19 protein-coding genes and 1 pseudogene are annotated in these 20112 nt (G+C 51.3%); 7 read left to right on the top strand and 13 right to left on the bottom strand.

Annotated features, from left to right (window positions below; genetic code table 11):
* Positions 1-94: 94 nt before the first annotated feature.
* Positions 95-457, top strand: coding sequence for a protein YacL (yacL, locus tag SK51_RS00410; RefSeq protein ID WP_022647069.1), 363 nt, complete (start codon positions 95-97; stop codon positions 455-457).
* A gap of 31 nt (positions 458-488) precedes the next feature.
* Here yacL and speD read toward each other — a convergent pair whose 3' ends face one another.
* The 3 genes from speD to SK51_RS00395 all read right to left on the bottom strand — a co-directional run bounded on the left by speD (position 489) and on the right by SK51_RS00395 (position 2602).
* A complete protein-coding gene (speD, locus tag SK51_RS00405) occupies positions 489-1283 on the bottom strand; it encodes an adenosylmethionine decarboxylase (RefSeq protein WP_022647070.1) in 795 nt (264 codons plus the stop codon).
* A complete protein-coding gene (gene speE / locus SK51_RS00400; RefSeq protein WP_022647071.1) occupies positions 1284-2153 on the bottom strand; it encodes a polyamine aminopropyltransferase in 870 nt (289 codons plus the stop codon).
* Positions 2154-2254: 101 nt separating this feature from the next.
* Positions 2255-2602 (bottom strand): YacC family pilotin-like protein, encoded by a 348-nt coding sequence (locus tag SK51_RS00395; protein ID WP_003856306.1) that lies wholly within the window; start codon positions 2600-2602, stop codon positions 2255-2257.
* Between the two features lie 145 nt (positions 2603-2747).
* On the opposite strand from SK51_RS00395, the gene cueO reads away from it, so the two are divergent.
* Complete coding sequence (gene cueO / locus SK51_RS00390) at positions 2748-4307, top strand: multicopper oxidase CueO (protein ID WP_032676691.1); 1560 nt, start codon at positions 2748-2750, stop codon at positions 4305-4307.
* A gap of 86 nt (positions 4308-4393) precedes the next feature.
* On the opposite strand, the gene SK51_RS00385 is transcribed toward cueO, so the two are convergent.
* Positions 4394-6784, bottom strand: coding sequence for a glucose/quinate/shikimate family membrane-bound PQQ-dependent dehydrogenase (locus SK51_RS00385; RefSeq protein WP_023305450.1), 2391 nt, complete (start codon positions 6782-6784; stop codon positions 4394-4396).
* Positions 6785-6990: 206 nt separating this feature from the next.
* On the opposite strand from SK51_RS00385, the gene hpt reads away from it, so the two are divergent.
* The gene (gene hpt / locus SK51_RS00380) at positions 6991-7527 is read left to right on the top strand and encodes a hypoxanthine phosphoribosyltransferase (protein WP_003856303.1); all 537 of its coding nucleotides are present in this window, start codon (positions 6991-6993) and stop codon (positions 7525-7527) included.
* 502 nt (positions 7528-8029) lie between these two features.
* Here hpt and can read toward each other — a convergent pair.
* Entirely contained in the window at positions 8030-8692 is a 663-nt protein-coding gene (gene can, locus SK51_RS00375) for a carbonate dehydratase (protein ID WP_003856301.1), read from the bottom strand.
* Positions 8693-8799: 107 nt separating this feature from the next.
* Here can and SK51_RS00370 point away from each other — a divergent pair, with 107 nt between their 5' ends.
* The 4 genes from SK51_RS00370 to SK51_RS00355 all read left to right on the top strand — a co-directional run bounded on the left by SK51_RS00370 (position 8800) and on the right by SK51_RS00355 (position 12350).
* A complete protein-coding gene (locus SK51_RS00370) occupies positions 8800-9726 on the top strand; it encodes an ABC transporter ATP-binding protein (RefSeq protein ID WP_003856300.1) in 927 nt (308 codons plus the stop codon).
* Positions 9723-10493 (top strand): ABC transporter permease, encoded by a 771-nt coding sequence (locus SK51_RS00365; RefSeq protein ID WP_022647074.1) that lies wholly within the window; start codon positions 9723-9725, stop codon positions 10491-10493. The genes SK51_RS00370 and SK51_RS00365 overlap by 4 nt, the downstream gene beginning before the upstream one ends.
* Before the next feature lie 105 nt (positions 10494-10598).
* Positions 10599-11039: a PTS sugar transporter subunit IIA gene (locus tag SK51_RS00360; RefSeq protein ID WP_022647075.1), complete on the top strand. Its 441-nt coding sequence runs from the start codon at positions 10599-10601 to the stop codon at positions 11037-11039.
* A 63-nt stretch (positions 11040-11102) separates the two neighbouring features.
* On the top strand, positions 11103-12350 hold the full coding sequence (locus SK51_RS00355) for a polysaccharide deacetylase family protein (RefSeq protein ID WP_032670914.1): 1248 nt from the start codon (positions 11103-11105) through the stop codon (positions 12348-12350).
* A gap of 3 nt (positions 12351-12353) precedes the next feature.
* On the opposite strand, the gene SK51_RS24890 is transcribed toward SK51_RS00355, so the two are convergent.
* The 8 genes and pseudogenes from SK51_RS24890 to panD all read right to left on the bottom strand — a co-directional run bounded on the left by SK51_RS24890 (position 12354) and on the right by panD (position 20095).
* The gene (locus tag SK51_RS24890) at positions 12354-13439 is read right to left on the bottom strand and encodes a fimbrial protein (RefSeq protein ID WP_050594919.1); all 1086 of its coding nucleotides are present in this window, start codon (positions 13437-13439) and stop codon (positions 12354-12356) included.
* Between the two features lie 20 nt (positions 13440-13459).
* Positions 13460-14062, bottom strand: a complete 603-nt coding sequence (locus tag SK51_RS00345) for a fimbrial-like protein (RefSeq protein WP_022647078.1) — start codon at positions 14060-14062, stop codon at positions 13460-13462.
* Between the two features lie 14 nt (positions 14063-14076).
* Positions 14077-14640, bottom strand: coding sequence for a fimbrial protein (locus SK51_RS00340; RefSeq protein WP_023299346.1), 564 nt, complete (start codon positions 14638-14640; stop codon positions 14077-14079).
* 26 nt (positions 14641-14666) lie between these two features.
* Entirely contained in the window at positions 14667-15236 is a 570-nt protein-coding gene (locus tag SK51_RS00335; protein ID WP_032671560.1) for a fimbrial protein, read from the bottom strand.
* A gap of 38 nt (positions 15237-15274) precedes the next feature.
* The gene (locus tag SK51_RS00330; RefSeq protein ID WP_048206562.1) at positions 15275-17869 is read right to left on the bottom strand and encodes an outer membrane usher protein; all 2595 of its coding nucleotides are present in this window, start codon (positions 17867-17869) and stop codon (positions 15275-15277) included.
* 81 nt (positions 17870-17950) lie between these two features.
* Positions 17951-18694: a fimbrial chaperone gene (locus tag SK51_RS00325; RefSeq protein WP_032676693.1), complete on the bottom strand. Its 744-nt coding sequence runs from the start codon at positions 18692-18694 to the stop codon at positions 17951-17953.
* Between the two features lie 85 nt (positions 18695-18779).
* A pseudogene (locus SK51_RS00320) lies at positions 18780-19390 on the bottom strand (fimbrial protein).
* A gap of 324 nt (positions 19391-19714) precedes the next feature.
* The gene (gene panD / locus SK51_RS00315; protein ID WP_022647084.1) at positions 19715-20095 is read right to left on the bottom strand and encodes an aspartate 1-decarboxylase; all 381 of its coding nucleotides are present in this window, start codon (positions 20093-20095) and stop codon (positions 19715-19717) included.
* Between the last annotated feature and the right edge of the window lie 17 nt (positions 20096-20112).

Genomic DNA, 20112 nt, shown 5'->3' with positions numbered 1-20112 from the left:
TATTTTTTTTATTTTCATTCCTCCCACCTCTCCCGCTTTTTTTCTTCCTCTCTGCTGCGATAATTACCCTAATGGCTTTGCAGAGGAAAACGCTATGGATTACGAATTTTTGCGCGACATCACCGGCGTGGTGAAAGTGCGAATGTCGATGGGGCACGAAGCCGTTGGACACTGGTTTAACGAAGAGGTGAAAGAGAACCTCGCGCTGCTGGATGAAGTCGAACAGGCAGCGGAAACGGTGAAAGGCAGTGAACGCTCCTGGCAACGCGCCGGACACGAATACACCCTGTGGATGGATGGCGAAGAGGTGATGGTGCGTGCCAACCAGCTTGAGTTCTCGGGTGATGAGATGGAAGAGGGGATGAGCTACTACGACGAAGAAAGCCTGTCGCTGTGCGGTGTGGAAGATTTCCTGAAAGTGGTGAACGCCTACCGCGACTTTATGAAACAGAAGTAACTCCCCGAAGCGTCCCTGCTTCGGTCCACGATTACACGGTCGGAATGTTACGGCCGTAGTAAATTTCGCGCATCTCTTTCCAGAGCAGGTCAGTAATGACCTTACGCTCTTCTTCGCTTAAATCTTCCGGCTTCGTGTGGAACATGTAGTGCTTAAGGTCGAATTCCTTAAGTAACATTTTGGTGTGGAAGATATTCTCCTGATAGACGTTCACATCCATCATGTCGTATAGCGACTTCATGTCGTCGGACATGAAGTTCTGAATGGAGTTGATCTCATGATCGATGAAGTGCTTCATGCCGTTGATATCACGGGTAAAACCGCGCACGCGATAATCAATAGTGACGATATCGGATTCCAGCTGGTGGATTAAATAATTCAACGCATTCAGCGGTGAAATCACGCCGCAGGTCGACACTTCAATATCCGCGCGGAAGGTACACAGTCCGCCTTCCGGGTGGCTTTCCGGGTAGGTGTGCACGCAGATATGGCTTTTATCCAGGTGGGCGACAACCACTTCTGGCAGTGGGCCGGGGTGCTCGGTTTTGTCGATAAGCTGCGGGTCAACCGGCTCTTCACTGACCAGAATGGTGACGCTTGCTCCCTGCGGCTCGTAATCCTGGCGCGCGATATTCAGGATGTTGGCGCCGATAATCGAGCAGGTCTCTGTCAGGATCTCGGTCAGACGGTTGGCGTTGTAGAGTTCATCGATATAGGCGATATAACCATCGCGCTCTTCCGCTGTTTTGGCGTAGCAGATATCGTAAATACAAAAACTCAGGCTTTTGGTCAGATTGTTAAAGCCATGCAGTTTAAGCTTTTTCAATTAGTTCACCTCCTTTGAGGACAGCGCGTCTTGCAGATATTGAGGCAACGCAAAGGCTGCGGTGTGGATCGCCGGGTTGTAGTATCGGCATTTGAGTCCGGCCTGGTGGAAGCGGGCCTGGATAATTTCGGTGGAGAGATGGCGCAGGACGTCGTTATCCGTCGCCCAGGCAAAGGTCATGATCCCGCCGTAGTAAGTGGGGATCGCCGCCTGGTAGAAGCTGACGTCAGCAAAATAGGTGCTCAGCTTACGGTGGCTATCAAGCGCTTCATCCTGTTGCAGGAAGCAAACGCCGTTTTGCGCCACAAAAATCCCGCCAGGCTTCAGGCAGCGCTTGCAGCCTTCGTAAAACGACGAGGTAAACAGCGACGCGCCCGGACCGATAGGGTCGGTACAGTCAGAGATAATGACATCAAACGTTTGCGTGGTCTGGTTAACAAAATTGACGCCATCGTCGATAACCAGATTAAACCGCGGATCGTCATAGCTGCCAGCATTGTGGTTGGGCAGATACTGGCGGCAGAACGACACCACACCGGCGTCGATTTCCACCATGGTGATGGTTTCGACATTCTGATGACGCGAGACTTCACGCAGCATCGCGCCGTCGCCGCCGCCGATAATCAGCACGTCCTTCGCGTGGCCGTGGGCCAGCAGCGGGACGTGGGTCATCATTTCGTGATAGATAAACTCGTCGCGCTCGGTGGTTTGCACCACGCCGTCCAGCGCCATCACGCGGCCAAAGGCGGCGTTTTCAAAGATTATCAGATCCTGATGATCGGTTTTCTCATGATAGAGCACGTTATCCACGGCAAAATACTGACCAAACTGGTCATGCAGCGTTTCTTGCCATACCGTTTTTTCGGTCACGGGGAGCACCTCCTTCGTTAACATCCATTACAGCCGGCAGATGGGCGCAACACAACACCGCCGTGAAGCGGTTAGCGGGTCAACAAGGGGCGTCGGGAAGGTTACTTCACGTAGGCGAGCAGGCTGAGTGAATCGCGAGCCAGCGCTTTGCATTTTTTAGCAGTGGGAATGCCAATACCGCTTAAATCACGGTAGCTGTCTTCACCGAGCGCCTTCATGTCGAAGCTGTCGTAGTTGCTGAGGTCCCATTGGTTCTGCTGGGCAAAAAAGACCAGTGCGCGACGAATTTGCCCATTGGGTAAATTCTGGTAACCACAATCGTTTTTCAGAAAAACAAAAACTGCCGTCAGATCGGCCATATCTTCCGCTTCGTTTTCACTTAGCGCGTAACTATTCGCACACATCGCCATCAGGCTGGCGAACAAAATTGTTCTGAAAAACGTCTTCATTGCCTTTACCACTGCATCACGGAAAATTAACGTTAGCATACTTGATGCCAGGCCGACGATCTTTATTATTGCCGCCGTGCTTGACCTTCCGGTAAGGGGAGGGTTTATGCTCAAAATATCGCCTGCTGGAAATAAGGAAATGCACATGCAACGTCGTGATTTTTTAAAATTTTCTGCCGCGCTGGGGGTTGCCAGCGCGTTACCTCTCTGGAGCCGCGCCGTTTTTGCCGCCGACAGACCTGCTTTACCCATACCTGAATTACTCGCCGCAGATGCCCGCAGCCGCATTCAGCTTGTGGTGCAGGCCGGTAAAACCACGTTCGGTCAGCACGCCGCCACGACGTGGGGTTATAACGGCAATTTGCTCGGCCCGGCGTTGCAGTTACGCAAAGGGAAGGCGGTGACGGTAGACATTCATAACACGCTTGCGCAAGAGACCACGCTGCACTGGCATGGGCTGGAAGTCCCGGGCGAAGTGGATGGGGGGCCTCAGGGCGTCATCAGGCCTGGTGGTAAGCGCAGCGTCACCTTTACTCCTGACCAGCGTGCAGCGACCTGCTGGTTCCACCCGCATCAGCATGGCAAAACGGGCCATCAGGTGGCGATGGGGCTGGCCGGTCTGGTGCTGATTGAAGACGATGAAAGCCGCCTGCTGCGCCTGCCGAAACAGTGGGGGATCGACGATGTCCCGGTGATTGTGCAGGACAAAAAATTCAGCGCTGACGGGCAAATTGACTATCAGCTGGACGTAATGAGCGCGGCGGTAGGCTGGTTTGGCGATACGCTGCTGACCAACGGCGCAATCTACCCGCAGCATGCCGCGCCAAAAGGCTGGCTGCGTTTACGCCTGCTAAATGGCTGTAACGCCCGCTCGCTGAACTTCGCCACCAGCGATAAACGCCCGCTGTATGTGGTGGCAAGCGACGGTGGCCTGCTGCCGGAACCGGTGAAGGTGAGCGAGCTGCCGATGCTGATGGGCGAGCGCTTCGAGGTGCTGGTGGATATCAGCGATGGCAAAGCGTTTGACCTGGTGACCCTGCCGGTCAGCCAGATGGGGATGGCCGTTGCGCCGTTTGATAAACCCCATCCGGTCCTGCGCATTCAGCCGCTACAGATCGCCGCTTCCGGTACGCTGCCGGACGCCCTCACCACGCTACCCGCACTCCCGTCGCTGGACGGGCTTACGCAGCGTAAACTTCAGCTCTCCATGGACCCGATGCTCGACATGATGGGCATGCAGGCGCTGATGAAGAAGTACGGCAAGCAGGCCATGGCGGGAATGCACCACGGCCAGATGATGGGCCATATGAATATGGACCACGGTAAAATGGGCGGCATGGATCACGGCGGCCATGGTTTCGATTTCCACGACGCCAACCGCATCAACGGCAAAGCGTTCGATATGAACACGCCCATGTTCGCCGCCACGAAAGGGCAGTTTGAACGCTGGGTGATTTCAGGCGAAGGCGACATGATGCTGCACCCGTTCCATATCCACGGCACGCAGTTCCGTATTCTCTCTGAGAACGGTAAAGCGCCGGACGCGCATCGCCGGGGCTGGAAAGATACGGTGAGGGTGGAAGGCGGTGTCAGCGAGGTGCTGGTGAAGTTCGATCACGAAGCGCCGAAAGAGTTTGCCTATATGGCCCACTGCCATCTGCTGGAGCATGAAGATACGGGGATGATGCTGGGCTTTACCGTATAAAAAAAGCCGGGTGGCGGCTTCGCCTTACCCGGCCTACATAGGACACCCGAAAGCCCGGTATGCGTTAGCGCCACCGGGCTTTTTCATTACTTAGCGTCGTCAGGCAGTGCATACGCGACAATATAGTCGCCCATCTTCGTGCCAAACGAACCGTGACCACCTGCGGAGATGACAACGTACTGCTTGCCATTCACTTCATAGGTCATCGGCGTAGCCTGTCCACCGGCTGGCAGACGGCCTTGCCACAGTTTTTCACCGTTGGTCATGTTGTACGCGCGCAGGTAGTTATCTGCGGTTGCCGCGATGAACAGCACGTTACCGGCGGTGGAGATTGGGCCACCCAGCATTGGCATACCCATATTGAACGGCACTGGAACAGGCATCGGGAACGGCATGCTGTCCTGTGGCGTACCAATACGTTTCTTCCAGACGATCTTGTTGGTCTTCAGATCCAGACCGGAGATGTAACCCCAGGCAGGCTGTTTACACGGCAGACCGAACGGAGAAAGGAACGGATTCAGGGTCACACCATAAGGAACGCCATACTGCGGCTGGATACCGGCTTCGGTACCGCTGCCTTTCGCATCTTTAGGCTGCTCCATTGGGTTACCCGGACCGCGTGGGATCAGACGGGAAACGAACGGCAGCGCCATTGGGTTAGCGATGGCGACCTGACGGTTAGGGTCAACGGAGATCCCACCCCACTCGAACATCCCCAGGTTACCCGGGAAGACCAGCGTGCCCTGCTCTGACGGCGGCGTGAAGATGCCTTCATAGCGCAGCTGGTGGAACATCACGCGGCATACCAGCTGGTCAAACATCGTGGCACCCCACATGTCTGCACCGCTGAGGTCTTTCTCCGGACGGAAACTCAGATCAGAGAACGGCTGCGTTTTGGTAACGTAGTCGCCTTTGGCCGCACCCTGCGGAACCGGTTTTTCCGGCGCAGGAACAACCAGCTTACCGTTGCTGCGATCCAGCACGAAGATGTTGCCGGTTTTGGCCGGGGCGTAAATCACCGGAACGGTTTTACCGTTAACGGTAATGTCCGCCAGCGTCGGCTGGGACGGCATATCCATATCCCACAGATCGTGGTGAACGGTCTGGTAGCTCCATGCCAGTTTACCGGTCGTTGCGTTCAGCGCCACGATGGAGCTGGCGTAACGTTCCTGCTCCGGCGTACGGTTACCGCCCCAGATATCCGGCGTGGTCACGCCCATCGGCAGGTAAACCAGGTCCAGCTTCGCGTCATACGCTGCCGGTGCCCAGGAGTTCGGTGAGTTAAAGGTAAAGGTGTGTTCATCCGATGGGATCGCGTTGGGATCTTTCGCGCCCGGGTCGAAGGCCCACAGCAGTTTACCGGTGTTCACGTCGAAACCACGGATAACGCCGGAGGTTTCGCGGGTAGAGAAGTTATCCGTTACCGAACCGGCAATCACGATGGTTTTATCGGTAATGATTGGCGGGGAGGTCGGCTCATACAGACCCGGCGTAGTGTCCGGCATGTTGGTCTGAAGATTCAGAATGCCTTTGTTAGCGAAGGTTTCGCACAGCTTACCGGTCTCAGCGTTGATGGCAAACAGGCGGCCATCGTTCACCGGCAGCATAATGCGGCGAGGACAGTCGGCAATGACTTCCGGGCTGGCATTATCAGCGCGCGCTTCGTGGTAAGAGACGCCGCGGCAGGTGATGTGCTGGAACGACGGGTTGGAGTTCAGCTGTGGATCAAAGTGCCATTTCTCTTTACCGGTGGCCGCGTCGAGCGCGAACAGACGCTGGTGCGCCGTACACAGGTAGAGCATGTTGCCCACTTTAATCGGGGTCACTTCGTTGGTCAGCTCACCCGGATCGTTTGGCATTTTCAGGTCGCCGGTACGGAATACCCAGGCTTCCTTCAGGTTTTTCACGTTGTCCGCGTTGATCTGCTTCAGCGGGGAGTAACGTTGACCTTCCTGATTACGACCATAGGCTGGCCAGTCGCCGTCAGCCACCTGCGAGATAGCCGCAGCCGGCGTGGATTCAGTGTTCAGCGTACCGTGGATCTCCTGCGGGTCGTTGAATCCGGCCCAGGTCAGGATGCCGCCACTAATCAGCAGGGCAACGATCAGACCGGCTACAGCACCACTGGAAGGGACGATCAGACGACGCCAGACAAACGGCAGGATCAGCCAGATACCGAAGAAGACCAGAATGTCGCTGCGCGGCGTCAACGCCCAGAAGTCGAACCCGACCTCCCAGACGCCCCAGATCATGGTTGCGAGCAGTAACGCTGCGTACAGCCACAGAGCAGATTGTTTTCTGAGTAAAAGCAGGACGGTTACGCCAACCATAACCAGACCCGCAATCGGGTAGTACCAGGAGCCGCCAATCGCGACCAGCCATACGCCACCGATTAACAAATACAGCGCGCAGAATGCGGCAAACGCGGCTGTTAATGTCACCAGTAGACGCGGCTGTTTAGTTTTTGTTTCAGCCATAGAAAAGTACTCGTCAGTTTTGTTAATTATTTGCTAGCAATTAATTATAGGTATTAACAACTGTGATCGGAATCACAAATATTGCTTTTTATAACTCATACGCCAGGGCAATCCATTTACTGGTATAATGGCTGGCTTGCGTATCGATGCCGGAGCGAGAGTCATCCGCATTGAGAGATTTTCACTAAAATCATTTGGTTAGTAATATGAAACATACTGTTGAAGTGATGATCCCGGAAGCCGAGATCAAAGCGCGTATCGCCGAACTGGGTCGTCAAATCACCGAACATTACAAGGACAGCGGCAGCGAAATGGTGCTGGTCGGTCTGTTGCGTGGTTCTTTCATGTTCATGGCAGACCTGTGCCGTGAAGTGCAGGTGCCGCACGAGGTCGATTTTATGACCGCCTCCAGTTACGGCAGCGGCATGTCCACAACCCGTGATGTGAAAATCCTGAAAGATTTGGATGAAGATATTCGTGGCAAAGATGTGTTGATTGTTGAGGACATCATCGACTCCGGTAACACGCTCTCTAAAGTGCGTGAGATCCTGAGCCTGCGTGAACCAAAATCACTGGCGATTTGTACTCTGCTGGATAAGCCTGAGCGCCGTGAAGTGCAGGTGCCGGTGGAGTTCGTTGGTTTCTCCATCCCGGACGAATTCGTGGTGGGTTACGGCATTGATTACGCGCAGCGTTATCGCCATCTGCCGTATGTTGGGAAAGTAGTGATTCTGGACGAATAATTGCGGGCTGATGCCCTCACCCCAGCCCTCTCCCACAGGGCTGAGGGATCCCCAGTAATTTCTTTATGCAGAAGCAATAAAGTTGCTTTCTAAATGACTGAGGGCTGTCAGCGATGCCCTGGTCCGGCTGTAAATCGCTGAGGCGTTTGCCTTCCGGCCGGGGCGAGGCGCAGGGATGCGCCGAGAGGGCGGCTTTACAGGGACGTTGCCTCCGCCCGTACCCGATAAGCCGGAAGGAATAAGCCGAGGGCACCGCGAAGCGGCGATTTACCGCCGGGAGCCCGGGTCGCCAGGGTGGTGGCGACTGAGCCACCCTGGCACGTTCACCGGTCATGTCGTTACAGAGTAGCAAGGAACATAAAGTGAACGGAATGACCACCACCGCCGGATGTTCCCCTCACCCTAACCCTCTCCCCGGAGGGGCGAGGGGATTGCTCAGTGCTCGCATTAATTTGTGGGGAACCCTCAGCCCACAGGGAGAGGGTGAAAACCCCCGGCTTTGTTATTTATGGTTCACATGCTTAAGCTTGAGGTTGGCAATTCCCGAGCGGTAACGCTGTTCCAGCGTTTCGCGGTTGGTGGCGGTCACTTCCAGATTGCGCAGCAGACCGTCGTGAATACCGTACGCCCAGCCGTGGATGGAGACCTTCTGCCCGCGTTTCCAGGCAGACTGCATAATCGTCGAATGGCCCAGGTTATAGACCTGCTCCATCACGTTCAGCTCACACAGCGTGTCGAGACGGCGCTCCTGCGGCATTTCGCCCAGCAGTGAGCTATGTTTGAACCAGATATCACGAATGTGCAGCAGCCAGTTATCGATTAACCCCAGCTCTGTGTTTTCGACCGCCGCCTGCACGCCGCCGCAGCCGTAGTGGCCACAAATAATGATGTGCTCAACCTCAAGAACGTCAACGGCGTACTGCACAACCGAAAGGCAGTTGAGATCGGTATGAATAACCAGGTTAGCCACATTGCGGTGAACAAACAGTTCGCCAGGTTCAAGACCCGTCAGACGTTCGGCGGGGACACGGCTGTCAGAACATCCAATCCAGAGAAAGCGCGGGTTCTGCGCTTGCGCGAGTTTTCCAAAAAATCCGGGGTCTTCCTCCACCAGCATTTTTGACCATAGTGCATTGTTGCTGATGAGTGTATCTATGTCGTTCATGGAGGTTAGCGACCTGTAAACAAGTGATTGCGTTGCGCTACTATAGGGTAACCCGACTTTTAATGAAACCACACAACGTGTGTCAGAACTTAAGGTAAGTTGAATTCATGGCGATTGCACTGGAGCTTGAACAGCTCAAAAAAACCTACCCGGGGGGCGTTCAGGCGCTGCGCGGGATAGATCTTAAAGTCGAAGCGGGAGATTTCTACGCGCTTCTGGGGCCGAACGGGGCGGGGAAATCCACCACCATCGGGATCATCAGCTCGCTGGTCAACAAAACCTCCGGCCGCGTCAGCGTGTTTGGCTACGATCTGCAAAAAGATGTGGTCAACGCCAAGCGTCAGCTGGGGCTGGTGCCGCAGGAGTTCAACTTCAACCCGTTTGAGACGGTACAGCAGATTGTTGTTAACCAGGCGGGTTACTATGGCGTTGAGCGCAAAGAGGCGCTTGAGCGCAGCGAAAAGTATCTGAAACAGCTCGACCTGTGGGAGAAGCGTAACGAACGCGCGCGGATGTTGTCCGGGGGGATGAAGCGCCGCCTGATGATTGCCCGCGCGCTGATGCACGAGCCAAAGCTGCTTATCCTTGATGAGCCGACTGCTGGCGTGGATATTGAACTGCGTCGTTCCATGTGGGGCTTCCTGAAAGATCTGAACGATAAAGGCACCACCATCATTCTGACCACGCACTACCTGGAAGAGGCGGAAATGCTGTGCCGCAATATCGGCATTATTCAGCACGGTGAGCTGGTGGAAAACACCTCGATGAAGAATCTGCTCTCCAAGCTCAAATCAGAGACCTTTATCCTCGATCTGGCGGCGAAAAGCGCGCTGCCGAAACTGGAGGGCTACAACTATCGCCTGGTCGATACCTCGACGCTGGAGGTAGAAGTGCTGCGCGAGCAGGGTATCAACAGCGTGTTCTCACAGTTGAGTGCGCAGGGCATTCAGGTATTAAGCATGCGTAACAAAGCAAACCGACTGGAAGAGCTGTTTGTCTCTCTGGTGCACGACAAACAAGGAGACAAGGCATGACGCATCTTTACTGGGTCGCGCTGAAAAGCATCTGGGCAAAAGAGATTAACCGCTTTATGCGTATCTGGGTGCAAACCCTGGTGCCGCCGGTGATCACCATGACGCTCTACTTCATCATTTTCGGTAACCTGATTGGCTCCCGCATTGGTGAGATGCACGGTTTTACCTATATGCAGTTTATCGTGCCGGGCCTGATCATGATGGCGGTGATCACCAACGCTTACGCGAACGTAGCGTCGTCGTTCTTTAGCGCCAAGTTCCAGCGCAACATTGAAGAGCTGCTGGTGGCGCCGGTGCCAACGCATGTGATCATCGCCGGTTACGTGGGCGGCGGCGTAGCGCGCGGGCTGTGCGTGGGGATTCTGGTGACGGCGATTTCGTTGTTCTTCGTCCCGTTCCAGGTGCATTCGTGGCTGTTCGTGGCGCTCACATTATTGCTGACGGCGATCCTGTTCTCCCTCGCCGGGCTGCTGAACGCGGTGTTTGCTAAAACGTTTGATGACATCAGCCTGATCCCGACCTTCGTGCTGACGCCGCTGACCTATCTGGGCGGGGTGTTTTACTCCCTGACGCTGCTGCCGCCGTTCTGGCAGGCGCTGTCGCACCTGAACCCGATTGTCTACATGATCAGCGGCTTCCGCTTTGGCTTCCTCGGCATTGCCGATGTCCCGCTGTTCACCACCGTTGTGGTGCTGGTGGTGTTTATCGTGGCATTCTATCTGCTGTGCTGGTATCTGATCCAGCGCGGACGCGGGCTGCGTAGCTAACCTTCTGCCCGGCGACGTTCTGTTTGCCGGGCACTTTCTTTGACAGTTATCACCGTAAACTAACCTTCACCTGGATAAACTACTCGCCTGCTAAGGAGAGACGTTATGCTGGGATGGGTGATCACCTGCCACGATGAAGAGGCACAGGAAATGCTGCTTAAGCTGGAGGCCCGATTTGGCCCCCTGGCGCAATGTCGTGCGGTAAATTACTGGCGAGGGCTGAGCACCAATATGCTCAGCCGAATGATGTGTGACGCGCTGCATGAAACCGACACCGGCGATGGCGTGATTTTTCTCACTGACAGATCCGGCGCGGCGCCATACCGTGCGGCTGCCCTAATGAGCCATAAGCACGATAACTGTGAAGTAATCTCCGGTATCAGCCTGCCTTTACTCGAAGCGATGTATCCGCTGCGCGCAACGTTGAGCAGCGCTGAATTTCGTCACGCCATTGTGGCGCAGGGCTCGCCGGGCGTGAGCAGCTTGTGGCACCAGCAGCAGAAGAACCCGCCTTTTGTTCTGCTTCACGATCTGTATAAGCATTAAACATTGGTATTGATGCCGCTTTTGTTACAATGGCGGCTGATTTTCTGTGTCGATTTATATTCCATGCTCAAGCGCGTTATCTTTATCCTTCTGCTCGTGGTTTCCGGTGGTGCGTCTGCCAGCCTGACCAGCCAGCAAGGCCTTCCTGCTCAGTATATGCAAACCACCGAAGATGCGGCCATCTGGGCGCAGGTAGGAAATGCCGTTGTGAATGTGGGGAATGTCCGCGCCGGGCAGATCCTCGCTGTCTTTCCGGCCGCGGCGGATTACTATGAATTTCGTTTCGGATTCGGTACGGGGTTTATTGATAAAGACCACCTTGAAAAAGTTCAGGGCAAACAACGCGTTGAGGATAGCCTGGGTGACTTGAACAAGCCGCTCAGTAATCAAAACCTCATTACCTGGAAAGACACGCCGGTGTATAACGCCCCCAGCAGCGGAAGCGCGCCCTTTGGCACCTTAAGCGCTAATCTTCGCTATCCGATTCTGAATAAGCTGAAAGACCGCCTGAACCAGACCTGGTTCCAGATCCGTATCGGTAATCGTCTGGCATGGGTAAGCAGCCTGGATGCGCAGGAAGATAACGGGCTACCGGTTCTGACCTACCATCATATTTTGCGTGATGAAGAGAACACCCGTTTTCGACATACCTCCACGACGACCAGCGTACGTGCGTTTAATAATCAGATGGCCTGGTTACGCGATCAGGGCTACACCACGCTGACGATGTACCAGCTTGAAGGGTACGTGCGTAACAAGATGAACCTGCCCGCGAAAGCGGTGGTGATCACTTTTGATGATGGCCTCAAATCGGTGAGTCGTTACGCGTACCCTGTTCTGAAAGAATATGGCTTCAACGCGACGGCGTTTATTATTTCATCCCGAATCAAAGGCCATCCGCAGAAGTGGGATCCAAAATCGCTACAGTTTATGAGCGTTCAGGAAATCAAGGGCATCCAGGATGTGTTCGACATTCAGTCTCACACTCATTTCCTGCATCGCGTGGATGGCTATAAACACCCCATCCTGTTGAGCCGTAGCTATCACGTGATCCTGTTTGATTTTGAACGCTCACGTCGTGCACTGGCGCAGTTCAACCCGCGCGTATTGTATGTGTCTTATCCGTTTGGCGGCTATGACAATAAAGCGATAAAGGCAGCGAATGACGCTGGTTTTCATCTGGCAGTGACGACGATGAAGGGGAAGGTGAAGCCGGGGGATAATCCGTTCCTGTTGAAGCGTTTGTATATCTTAAGAACGGACTCACTGGAGACGATGTCGCGGCTGATCAGTAATCAGCCGCAGGGATAGCGGTTAATCGTATGAAAGGGTGAATACGCCGGTGGCTTTAAACGACCCCGGTTTCACTGTGTTTCCGTTTGCTACCAGTTGAGCAACATAATTAATTTGCTTGGATTCAGGGGTTTGGTAATCCGTTATGACATAGGATGAGTCAGGATTATTCGGCAGAAGTTGAGAGGTTCCGTTATACATGATTTTCACGCCTGCGCCTTCAGCTCCGGACGAAAGCGTATTACCAAGAAGATCATTATTTTTTCCGGTTAGCTTTGAGGTGGTGAGTTTGGTTGTGATATTTGCCACACCGGTACAATTGCTTAAGCTAATGGAAAAAGGGATATCCTTAACCCGATTGTTTTTAATGTCTGAAACATAATATTCCCCCAGGTTAACATTATTAGTACCATCCGATAGCATGGCCATGTCGCAGGTTGGAAGAACGATCGGGATCTGGAATGAGTCCTCGTTGACCACAAATGTCCATGGTTGGTTGTTAGTATCATCTGGATTACCAATAGCCATTTTACCCAGAGTGCCGGGTTTGGGTCTGATTGCGGTTTCTTTGTTCGGGTTGCCTCTGTAACCTTCATCAATATAAATTTGAACTGAGGTGTTTATCCATTTTCTATCCCAGGGGTCAGACTTACCTGAGGATGCAACGGTAGTCCAGCCAGTAGTATTCATAGCGAAGTAACCACCCATGCCTCCAGTGCTTTCTGCGGTGTGCACCCTTACGGAATAATAAATCCCCGGAATATTTGTTTCAAACATAGCCCTGCCATAACTGCTCCCCATCAGCAAGGTCGGGTTTGTTTGTGACACGAGGTTAAAACCATCGTCCCCCATACCACATTCGGCCTGAATGCCTGGTGTCAGGTTAACGTTAAAAAGAGTACTGGCATAATTACCCGGAGGGGGAAGACGTACGGTGCCACCTGAGTAGTCAGAATTGATCAGCGTGGTTGTGCCGCCTTTTCCATTATTCATGCGGCACTCATCTGCCCAGCAGGAGTGGCTGAGGGTTAATAACGCGCTCGCCATGGCAAACGCCATTGTGCCTTTCACGTTGAAACCCTGTCTTATAAAGTTGAACATTCTCATCCTTTTTCCTGTTCTGATTATTATTCGTAAGTGACGTCAACCAATACTTTACTGGTAACGACACCACCAGCCACTACGCCAATATTTTGATATCGGGCATAGAACTGATAATCCGTTAAAAATGCAGTATCCTGACCGCTTACGTCATAAGTGATTTTTGACGTGCCGTCGTTGTTTAAAACATTCTTTTTATATTTTTCAGAGAAAACGACGACGCCGACATTTTTTGCCGCGCCTGCGGCGGTATCATCACTTTTGAAAACCTGATTTTGTCCTGGCCAGAAACCCGACTGCGGCGAAAAGCTAAAACTCAGCTTTTTAGCCGTACCGCTGTCTCCATAGCAATCATCTACATGGATCTTAAAAGGCGTACCGCCTGCATCATCGGTTGCAGTAAAACGATCGCTACCATCCGGGTTATAAAACCAACTGCGCATCGCATTGGGGAGATAAATTTCGCCGTCATTTTCCACGGTCATCTTACAGGTGCTATTAACAATGTTAGCGGTAATATTTACGTCTAATCCTGAGCTTGCCTGGCTTACGCCAGGCAAGATGCCACCAGCCAAGCCCATAAGCAACACAAGACCGGGCTGGTATAAAATAAACGGTGATTGTTGCATACTGGTTCCTGGTATTATGGATAAGCGATAGTAAACGTGACTGGCGCAGTAACCGCCCCCGCGCCTACATCAGCAATGGTTTGGCCTTGCCCGATAACGATACGGGAATTCATCGGGAATTCACCGGTACCATCAGTAATGGTGACATCCTTAGCAGCCGGAGGCGTGTTACAGCTCATAAGCTCGCCAGTATCGACAACACCCGACCAGATCTCAAAGCCCGTTGCTAAGCCGCCAGAGTAAGAATCACCCGTCTTGTTGACGCCACTGCATTCACCACCAGCGCCTTTCGCAGCGGACACCGTTGCCTTGGTTACTCCAGAACAGTTGGTGAAACTAATCTTGAGCGGCTCGACACGGGTTTTGTTCACCAGATCGGATTTGTATACGTCGCCGAACGCAATTTCAGTGGAGGCTGTTCCTGCATCGTTAAGTACTTTTGCGGTACATGTGCCTGATACAATTTTTGATTTAATCGTTAATTCGACACTAGGGGTGCCTGTAATTGCTGCGCTTGCCATTCCCGAGAACAGAAGAGCAGAAACGGACAGGGCGATAAAAGTAGAATTGAATTTCATAATGTTGCTCCGTTTTCCTGCACTAATCACTCGTAGATAAATTCAAAGGTCGCCACGGCCTGAAAATCACCTATGGTCATCCTGTTTTCCTGTGTTTCACGTAAGGTGGCCACCAGAGCAACTTCCTTATTCTGGATTTCTGTCGGACTCCAGACCAGGCGCTCGTTATCGTCCTCAGAGTTAATGATAAACGGGGCATCTGGTGCGCTGGCTCTGGCAATCTCAACAGCAGAGAAGTCTGCACCTCCGTCGATTTTTTGTATTTGGTTAACAAGGCCTGAGTATAAATATCCAGATCTTGTTCCCGATACTTTGGTTTTCAATGAGGTCAGCGACGCCGGGCATTCAACGAGCACAATTTTGAAATTGGCATTTGCCGTTCCGGCTTTGACATCATCTAAACGTACCTGACCGTTATTACCGATAGTCAGCGTTTGCTGCGTATCTGAACCCGTACCGCCGACCAGTTTCATATCGCAGGTGGTTTCGCGGATATTGGCAGTGAAGTTAACATTGAGATCGGCTGCCGCAGCAGAACCTGACATCGCTAACATTGCTAATGCGATTAATGAATAACCGCAATGATTTTTCTTCATATTATTTCCCATGGGTGTGATTCCCTGTTTTAACATCATTACATTTGGCACTGTTGATTACTCAGAATCGTGGTTAAGCCTGCTTTCTTCGCATTTTCAGGAATCTGATAATGCACCGTGCATGAGCTGGATCCATCGCTTCCCCATACCACCCGGAGAGCGCCTTTGTCTTCCACACCGCGTACATAAGCTTGTCCTGCCTGGCCTACCGTTCCGATAGATTCGTTTTTCTCATTCAGAACGTCTGCACCTAACGGAATAAAGCCGTTATCAGAACGTTGTAATTCCATAACAAGCGAACGACCTTCATCCGTTTCAAAATTCACTAATACAACGGAGCCATTGCGAGGTACGGCAACAGCGCTGGTATTTTTGATTTCAACGTCTGCTTCGAGAGTGCTGATATCGAGCGATACTCGGTTTTCTCTGTAGGCTGACATATACGGCATAATCCCGTACCCGGAGCTGTTAATGCGGCTTTGGCCGTAACCCAGCCGAGCACCCGTTGCGCCACTTGCTTTTACCAGCGCAAGTGAATCCGTTTCGCCGATACTGCCGGATGTAAATACAACGCCACCCGAGTGAACAACCATTCCGCCGTTATAACTCGCGGAATACTGTTTACTATTGTCATCGCCAAAGGACGCTGAGACACCGAGCGGCCCGTAAGGACTGTTCCATGAGCTATAGCCACTGACCTGGTTCAGGTTGCCGTAGTTGCCCCCGCTTGATGAGGCGCTAACGGAATAGCTCACTTCACTGTTTTTGGAGTTGCCGCTTGCCGTAGAGTTAAAACTGGTACCGCCTTTTAAATCAGTGCGCAGGCTCATGTTGACGTTATTAAATCCGCCTGACTGCGCGCTATCTTTATTGAATATGCTGAATGGAATACTGACGTTTAAATAAACGCTGTCATCCTTTTCCCCTGTTTCGTTGTACGTGCGTTGCACAGAAACGCTATAGCTACCGTAAGCAAAACTATTGTTGTAACCCACGCTGTAGTCGGAAGTGGAGCTGGAGTCATTCCAGTAATCCTGCCAGGTACCGCTAATATAGAGTGAGCCGTATTCATCACCGTTAACATTCAATGGCTGGTTCAGGCTGACCTGTATCTGTTTTTTGGTACGCTGATAATCAGCATAAAGCTCGGCATTGCTGTCATAAGATCGATTGCCATATTCCTCGTGATGAATACTGTCCTGCAATGAGGCGGCATCGTTAAGGCTGAGATAATCTTCTGTAGAGAAGCGATAAGCTGCCACGTTAAGAGATGTGTTAGTAGCTTCAAGCATTTTGCTGTAGGTCAGCCGATAACTTTGCCCTTTAAGCGTGTCCAGCCCGTCGATATCGGCATAGGACCCGGTAACATCTAATGCGAATGCACCAATACGGGTATTCATAGCCAGACCAAGCAGGCCGGCGTAGAAATCCATATCCGTATATTGCGCACCCACGTAACCGGTAAAGGTATTATTCAGACCATACGCGTAAGTTGCGTAGCCAACGTTTGGCTTAACGTGCAATGAATCATCATTCAGCTCACCTAAACCCACATCCCAGCGGCTGGAGCCTGGGCGGAGCATTTGTGTAACTGAGGAGAACGGAACGGTAAACGTCCGTTTACTTCCGTCGGCTTCCTCTACAGTGACAATCAAATCATTGCCATAGCCTGTTGTACTGAGGTCATTGATCTCGAAAGCACCGGGTGGAACGGTGGTTTCATAAATTTTATTGCCGCTTTGCGTTACGCTAACTTTGGCGTTACTGTTTGCCACACCACGAATTACTGGCGCGTAGCCAGAGGTGCCTTCCGGGAGCATGCGGTCATCGTTATACATACGCGCACCACGCAGGCTCACCGAGTCAAAGACATCACCGCGTGTGTAGGAATCACCCATTACCATCTGTGCGTTAAGTGGTGTGATGTCTCGCTGGAGGTAGATATCCTGGCTGGAATAATGTGTGCCATTATCGCTGTCCCAGTTCAGACTGCCGCGAGAACGTAAACGCCACGGCCCCACGTTCAGGCCATAATGCAAGCCCGCATAAGCGGTATCTGAATTGGTGCCGTTTGACTCGCTGTGCCAGGTATTAAGATCGTATGAGAGTAATCCGGCCGGAACACCATTATCCCATAATGAAGGGTCGACATACCCTGCTGGAAGTTTAAGCACGTAGATTTGCGGGAAATTAAGATCCATTTCCTGCTTGCTACTATCAAAATTTTCAGAAGCACCGGGATAATATTTTTTGATATCTACGCAAGACGTTTCGTCGTCTTTGACATCATCGCCTAATATGCTGGTATCAACGCCTGCCTGTGTCAGCGTGAGTTTAGTCAGACATGCTGAGGCACGTGGCGTTTTGTTATCAATAAATGTCATCTCGACCGTGGATTTTGAATTGCCATTCAAATTCACTTTTACACGGTAAGTACCTGGCAGAACTGGGTTGCCATAAGCATAACGATCGACATTGATACCTCCACCATTATCGATAAGGAACTGGTCATTAAATTCAATGGCCGATTCTGTTTCGGATGAGGTGTCTACAGCTTTTTTTTCAGTCTCGCTGGCATGCAGAGGAAATGCTGCACAGATTGCGAGACATAAAATTGATCGTTGAAATAGCATGCTTCATCCAGACAAGTCGTCGTATGAATGCTATGAATCATTCATACGTGTTATATTTATAATGTGGCGGTGGTGCGGTTATTAATTTACTTTGCTTTCAAAAGTATCAGAGCCGCCATTGTCATTAATGGTTTCGTAAGCAACAGTGCCGGTGGCAGTACTACCTAAACCTTTTACCTGCATAATTTGAGTACTAAACGGTAAAATAGATTTATGCTCAACCTGGTACTCTTTATTTGCTGATTTCAGCTTTACATTTGAAATAGAAACGTTGTAAGGGGAATCATTGTGTGCGATCAGGTTTAGCGTATTACCTTGTTTTTGTTGTGACCACGTTACTTTGGCTGCTGCATCTCCTGGCGTACCTTTCAGGCCGTCAGGTCGGAAAAAGAGTTTAATACGTGTGCGGAATGCCAGCTGGAGCTGGTTAGGATTTTCACCGTCTTTCACTTTTGACTTCGGTGGAATCTCGAGCACATTGAACCAGAATAGGGATTCGCGATCTTGCGGCAATGAACCACCCAGGTATGAGATCCGAACGGATTGACCTTTTTGCGGATCAATTCGGGATACTGGTGGAGTAATAATAAACGGTAGTTTTAATTCCTGTGGGTTGGTGTCATCGCGACCGTCATCGAGCCATGATTGAACTAATAGTGGTTTTTTGCCACGGTTGTCTAAAGAAACGATGACATCTTTTTGCGACTGCTGATAAACAATACGTGTTCCCGAAATAACGATATCTGCGCTTGCCTGGAATGACGCGACAGCAGCAGCTGTAAAGTAGGCAGCTTTAAATCCTTTATAAAATGATGTGCTTAACATTTTTCCACTTCCTGTTGGAATGATATCAATAGTCCCCTGACGTACGTCAGGGGATAATATGAGCATTTTATTTATGCGCTTAAAATTACTCGTAGATCATGGTGAATGCAGCTTGTGCCTGAACCACACCAGCTGACACTGGGTTGTTGGCCGCATCCCAGTTCTGACCCTGGGTATACGCTACACGGTAGTAAAGTGCGCCTGCGCCTGTGGTATCAATCGTTGCTTTCTGGGTATTGTTGGTCTGATCCAGTTTGATCTGATCGGTAGCGGAGTTGCCATCGTTTGACAGTACCAGATTGACGTTTTTAGCGGCGCCTTGAGTATTTGATGGTGGAACCAGCAGACCGCCGGAAGTTGAAGAAGAACCCGCCCAGGAATCAAACTGAGCAGATGCCTGGTTGACGGTAGCAGAATCACAACCTGTCAGGGTGAGGGAGAATTTCTTTTCTCCCAGGGTGCTGGTGGTACCCAGCGCATTAGCGAAGTCTTTTACAAACACGGTATCCAGGTTAACGTCAAAATCATTACCCTCTTGTCAATCTTCTGATCCAGGGATACTTTACAGGTGTTATTAGAAACCATACCGTGGAAAGTAATAGTGCCTGTATCTGAAGGAATATCAGCTGCCATTGCAGAACCCGCACTCAGAACCATTGCTACTATAGTTGCCAGACCTAATTTATTAAAAGACATTTTTTATATCCATATTTAAATGCTAGAAAAGTGAACATAAGCAAGGCTTATGTTCGTTCCGAACAGATGCTTCGGGAAAAGGATTCTAAGTGATGAGTAATGGTTGTGAGAAGCCGTTAGGCGTTAGAAATACTTAAACGATCTTTAAGTCAATATGATTATTTAATAGTGAATGATAATAATTGTTCATCATTTTGATGAGCAGGTGTTCGGCAGGTTGACTTTAATATATTAATAAAAATATATAAAAAGAATGCTATTCATTTTAATTATGTATAAATTACCCAACCTATTTGTCGGGTAATTTATAACAGTACTATTGGCTTAGGCAACCTGAACCGGAATTGCCTTCGCAATACGTTTCATTTCATTATCGCCTTCAAAGTATGCCACTTTTGGCTGCCAGCGACGTGCCTCTTCGTCAGACATCATCACAAAGCTGGCAATAATGACGATATCACCCACGTCCGCGCAGTGCGCCGCTGCCCCATTAACGGAGATGATTTTAGACCCGCGTTCAGCGGCAATCGCGTACGTTGAAAAGCGTTTGCCGTTATTAACGTTCCAGATATCAATAGCTTCGTTTTCGAGAATACCCGCCGCGTCGAGAAAATCCTGGTCGATCGCGCAGGAGCCTTCATAGTGCAGGTCGGCCTGGGTGACTTTCACACGGTGAAGCTTACCTTGTAGCATTTTGCGAATCATTACGTTTACCTTTCACT

It is taken from the genome of Enterobacter sp. MGH85, assembly GCF_001037655.1.
GTDB lineage: Bacteria > Pseudomonadota > Gammaproteobacteria > Enterobacterales > Enterobacteriaceae > Enterobacter > Enterobacter intestinihominis.
This window is presented reverse-complemented; position numbering and strand designations above follow the sequence as displayed.

Bases quoted from the DNA above. Each gene is read 5' to 3' on its own strand.
- can (WP_003856301.1), bottom strand. From the start codon at position 8,692: ATGAACGACATAGATACACTCATCAGCAACAATGCACTATGGTCAAAA.
- cueO (WP_032676691.1), top strand. From the start codon at position 2,748: ATGCAACGTCGTGATTTTTTAAAATTTTCTGCCGCGCTGGGGGTTGCC.
- SK51_RS24890 (WP_050594919.1), bottom strand. From the start codon at position 13,439: ATGAGAATGTTCAACTTTATAAGACAGGGTTTCAACGTGAAAGGCACA.
- yacL (WP_022647069.1), top strand. From the start codon at position 95: ATGGATTACGAATTTTTGCGCGACATCACCGGCGTGGTGAAAGTGCGA.
- SK51_RS00360 (WP_022647075.1), top strand. From the start codon at position 10,599: ATGCTGGGATGGGTGATCACCTGCCACGATGAAGAGGCACAGGAAATG.
- SK51_RS00335 (WP_032671560.1), bottom strand. From the start codon at position 15,236: ATGAAGAAAAATCATTGCGGTTATTCATTAATCGCATTAGCAATGTTA.
- hpt (WP_003856303.1), top strand. From the start codon at position 6,991: ATGAAACATACTGTTGAAGTGATGATCCCGGAAGCCGAGATCAAAGCG.
- SK51_RS00385 (WP_023305450.1), bottom strand. From the start codon at position 6,784: ATGGCTGAAACAAAAACTAAACAGCCGCGTCTACTGGTGACATTAACA.
- SK51_RS00365 (WP_022647074.1), top strand. From the start codon at position 9,723: ATGACGCATCTTTACTGGGTCGCGCTGAAAAGCATCTGGGCAAAAGAG.
- SK51_RS00355 (WP_032670914.1), top strand. From the start codon at position 11,103: ATGCTCAAGCGCGTTATCTTTATCCTTCTGCTCGTGGTTTCCGGTGGT.
- SK51_RS00325 (WP_032676693.1), bottom strand. From the start codon at position 18,694: ATGTTAAGCACATCATTTTATAAAGGATTTAAAGCTGCCTACTTTACA.
- SK51_RS00370 (WP_003856300.1), top strand. From the start codon at position 8,800: ATGGCGATTGCACTGGAGCTTGAACAGCTCAAAAAAACCTACCCGGGG.
- panD (WP_022647084.1), bottom strand. From the start codon at position 20,095: ATGATTCGCAAAATGCTACAAGGTAAGCTTCACCGTGTGAAAGTCACC.
- SK51_RS00345 (WP_022647078.1), bottom strand. From the start codon at position 14,062: ATGCAACAATCACCGTTTATTTTATACCAGCCCGGTCTTGTGTTGCTT.
- SK51_RS00330 (WP_048206562.1), bottom strand. From the start codon at position 17,869: ATGCTATTTCAACGATCAATTTTATGTCTCGCAATCTGTGCAGCATTT.
- SK51_RS00395 (WP_003856306.1), bottom strand. From the start codon at position 2,602: ATGAAGACGTTTTTCAGAACAATTTTGTTCGCCAGCCTGATGGCGATG.
- SK51_RS00340 (WP_023299346.1), bottom strand. From the start codon at position 14,640: ATGAAATTCAATTCTACTTTTATCGCCCTGTCCGTTTCTGCTCTTCTG.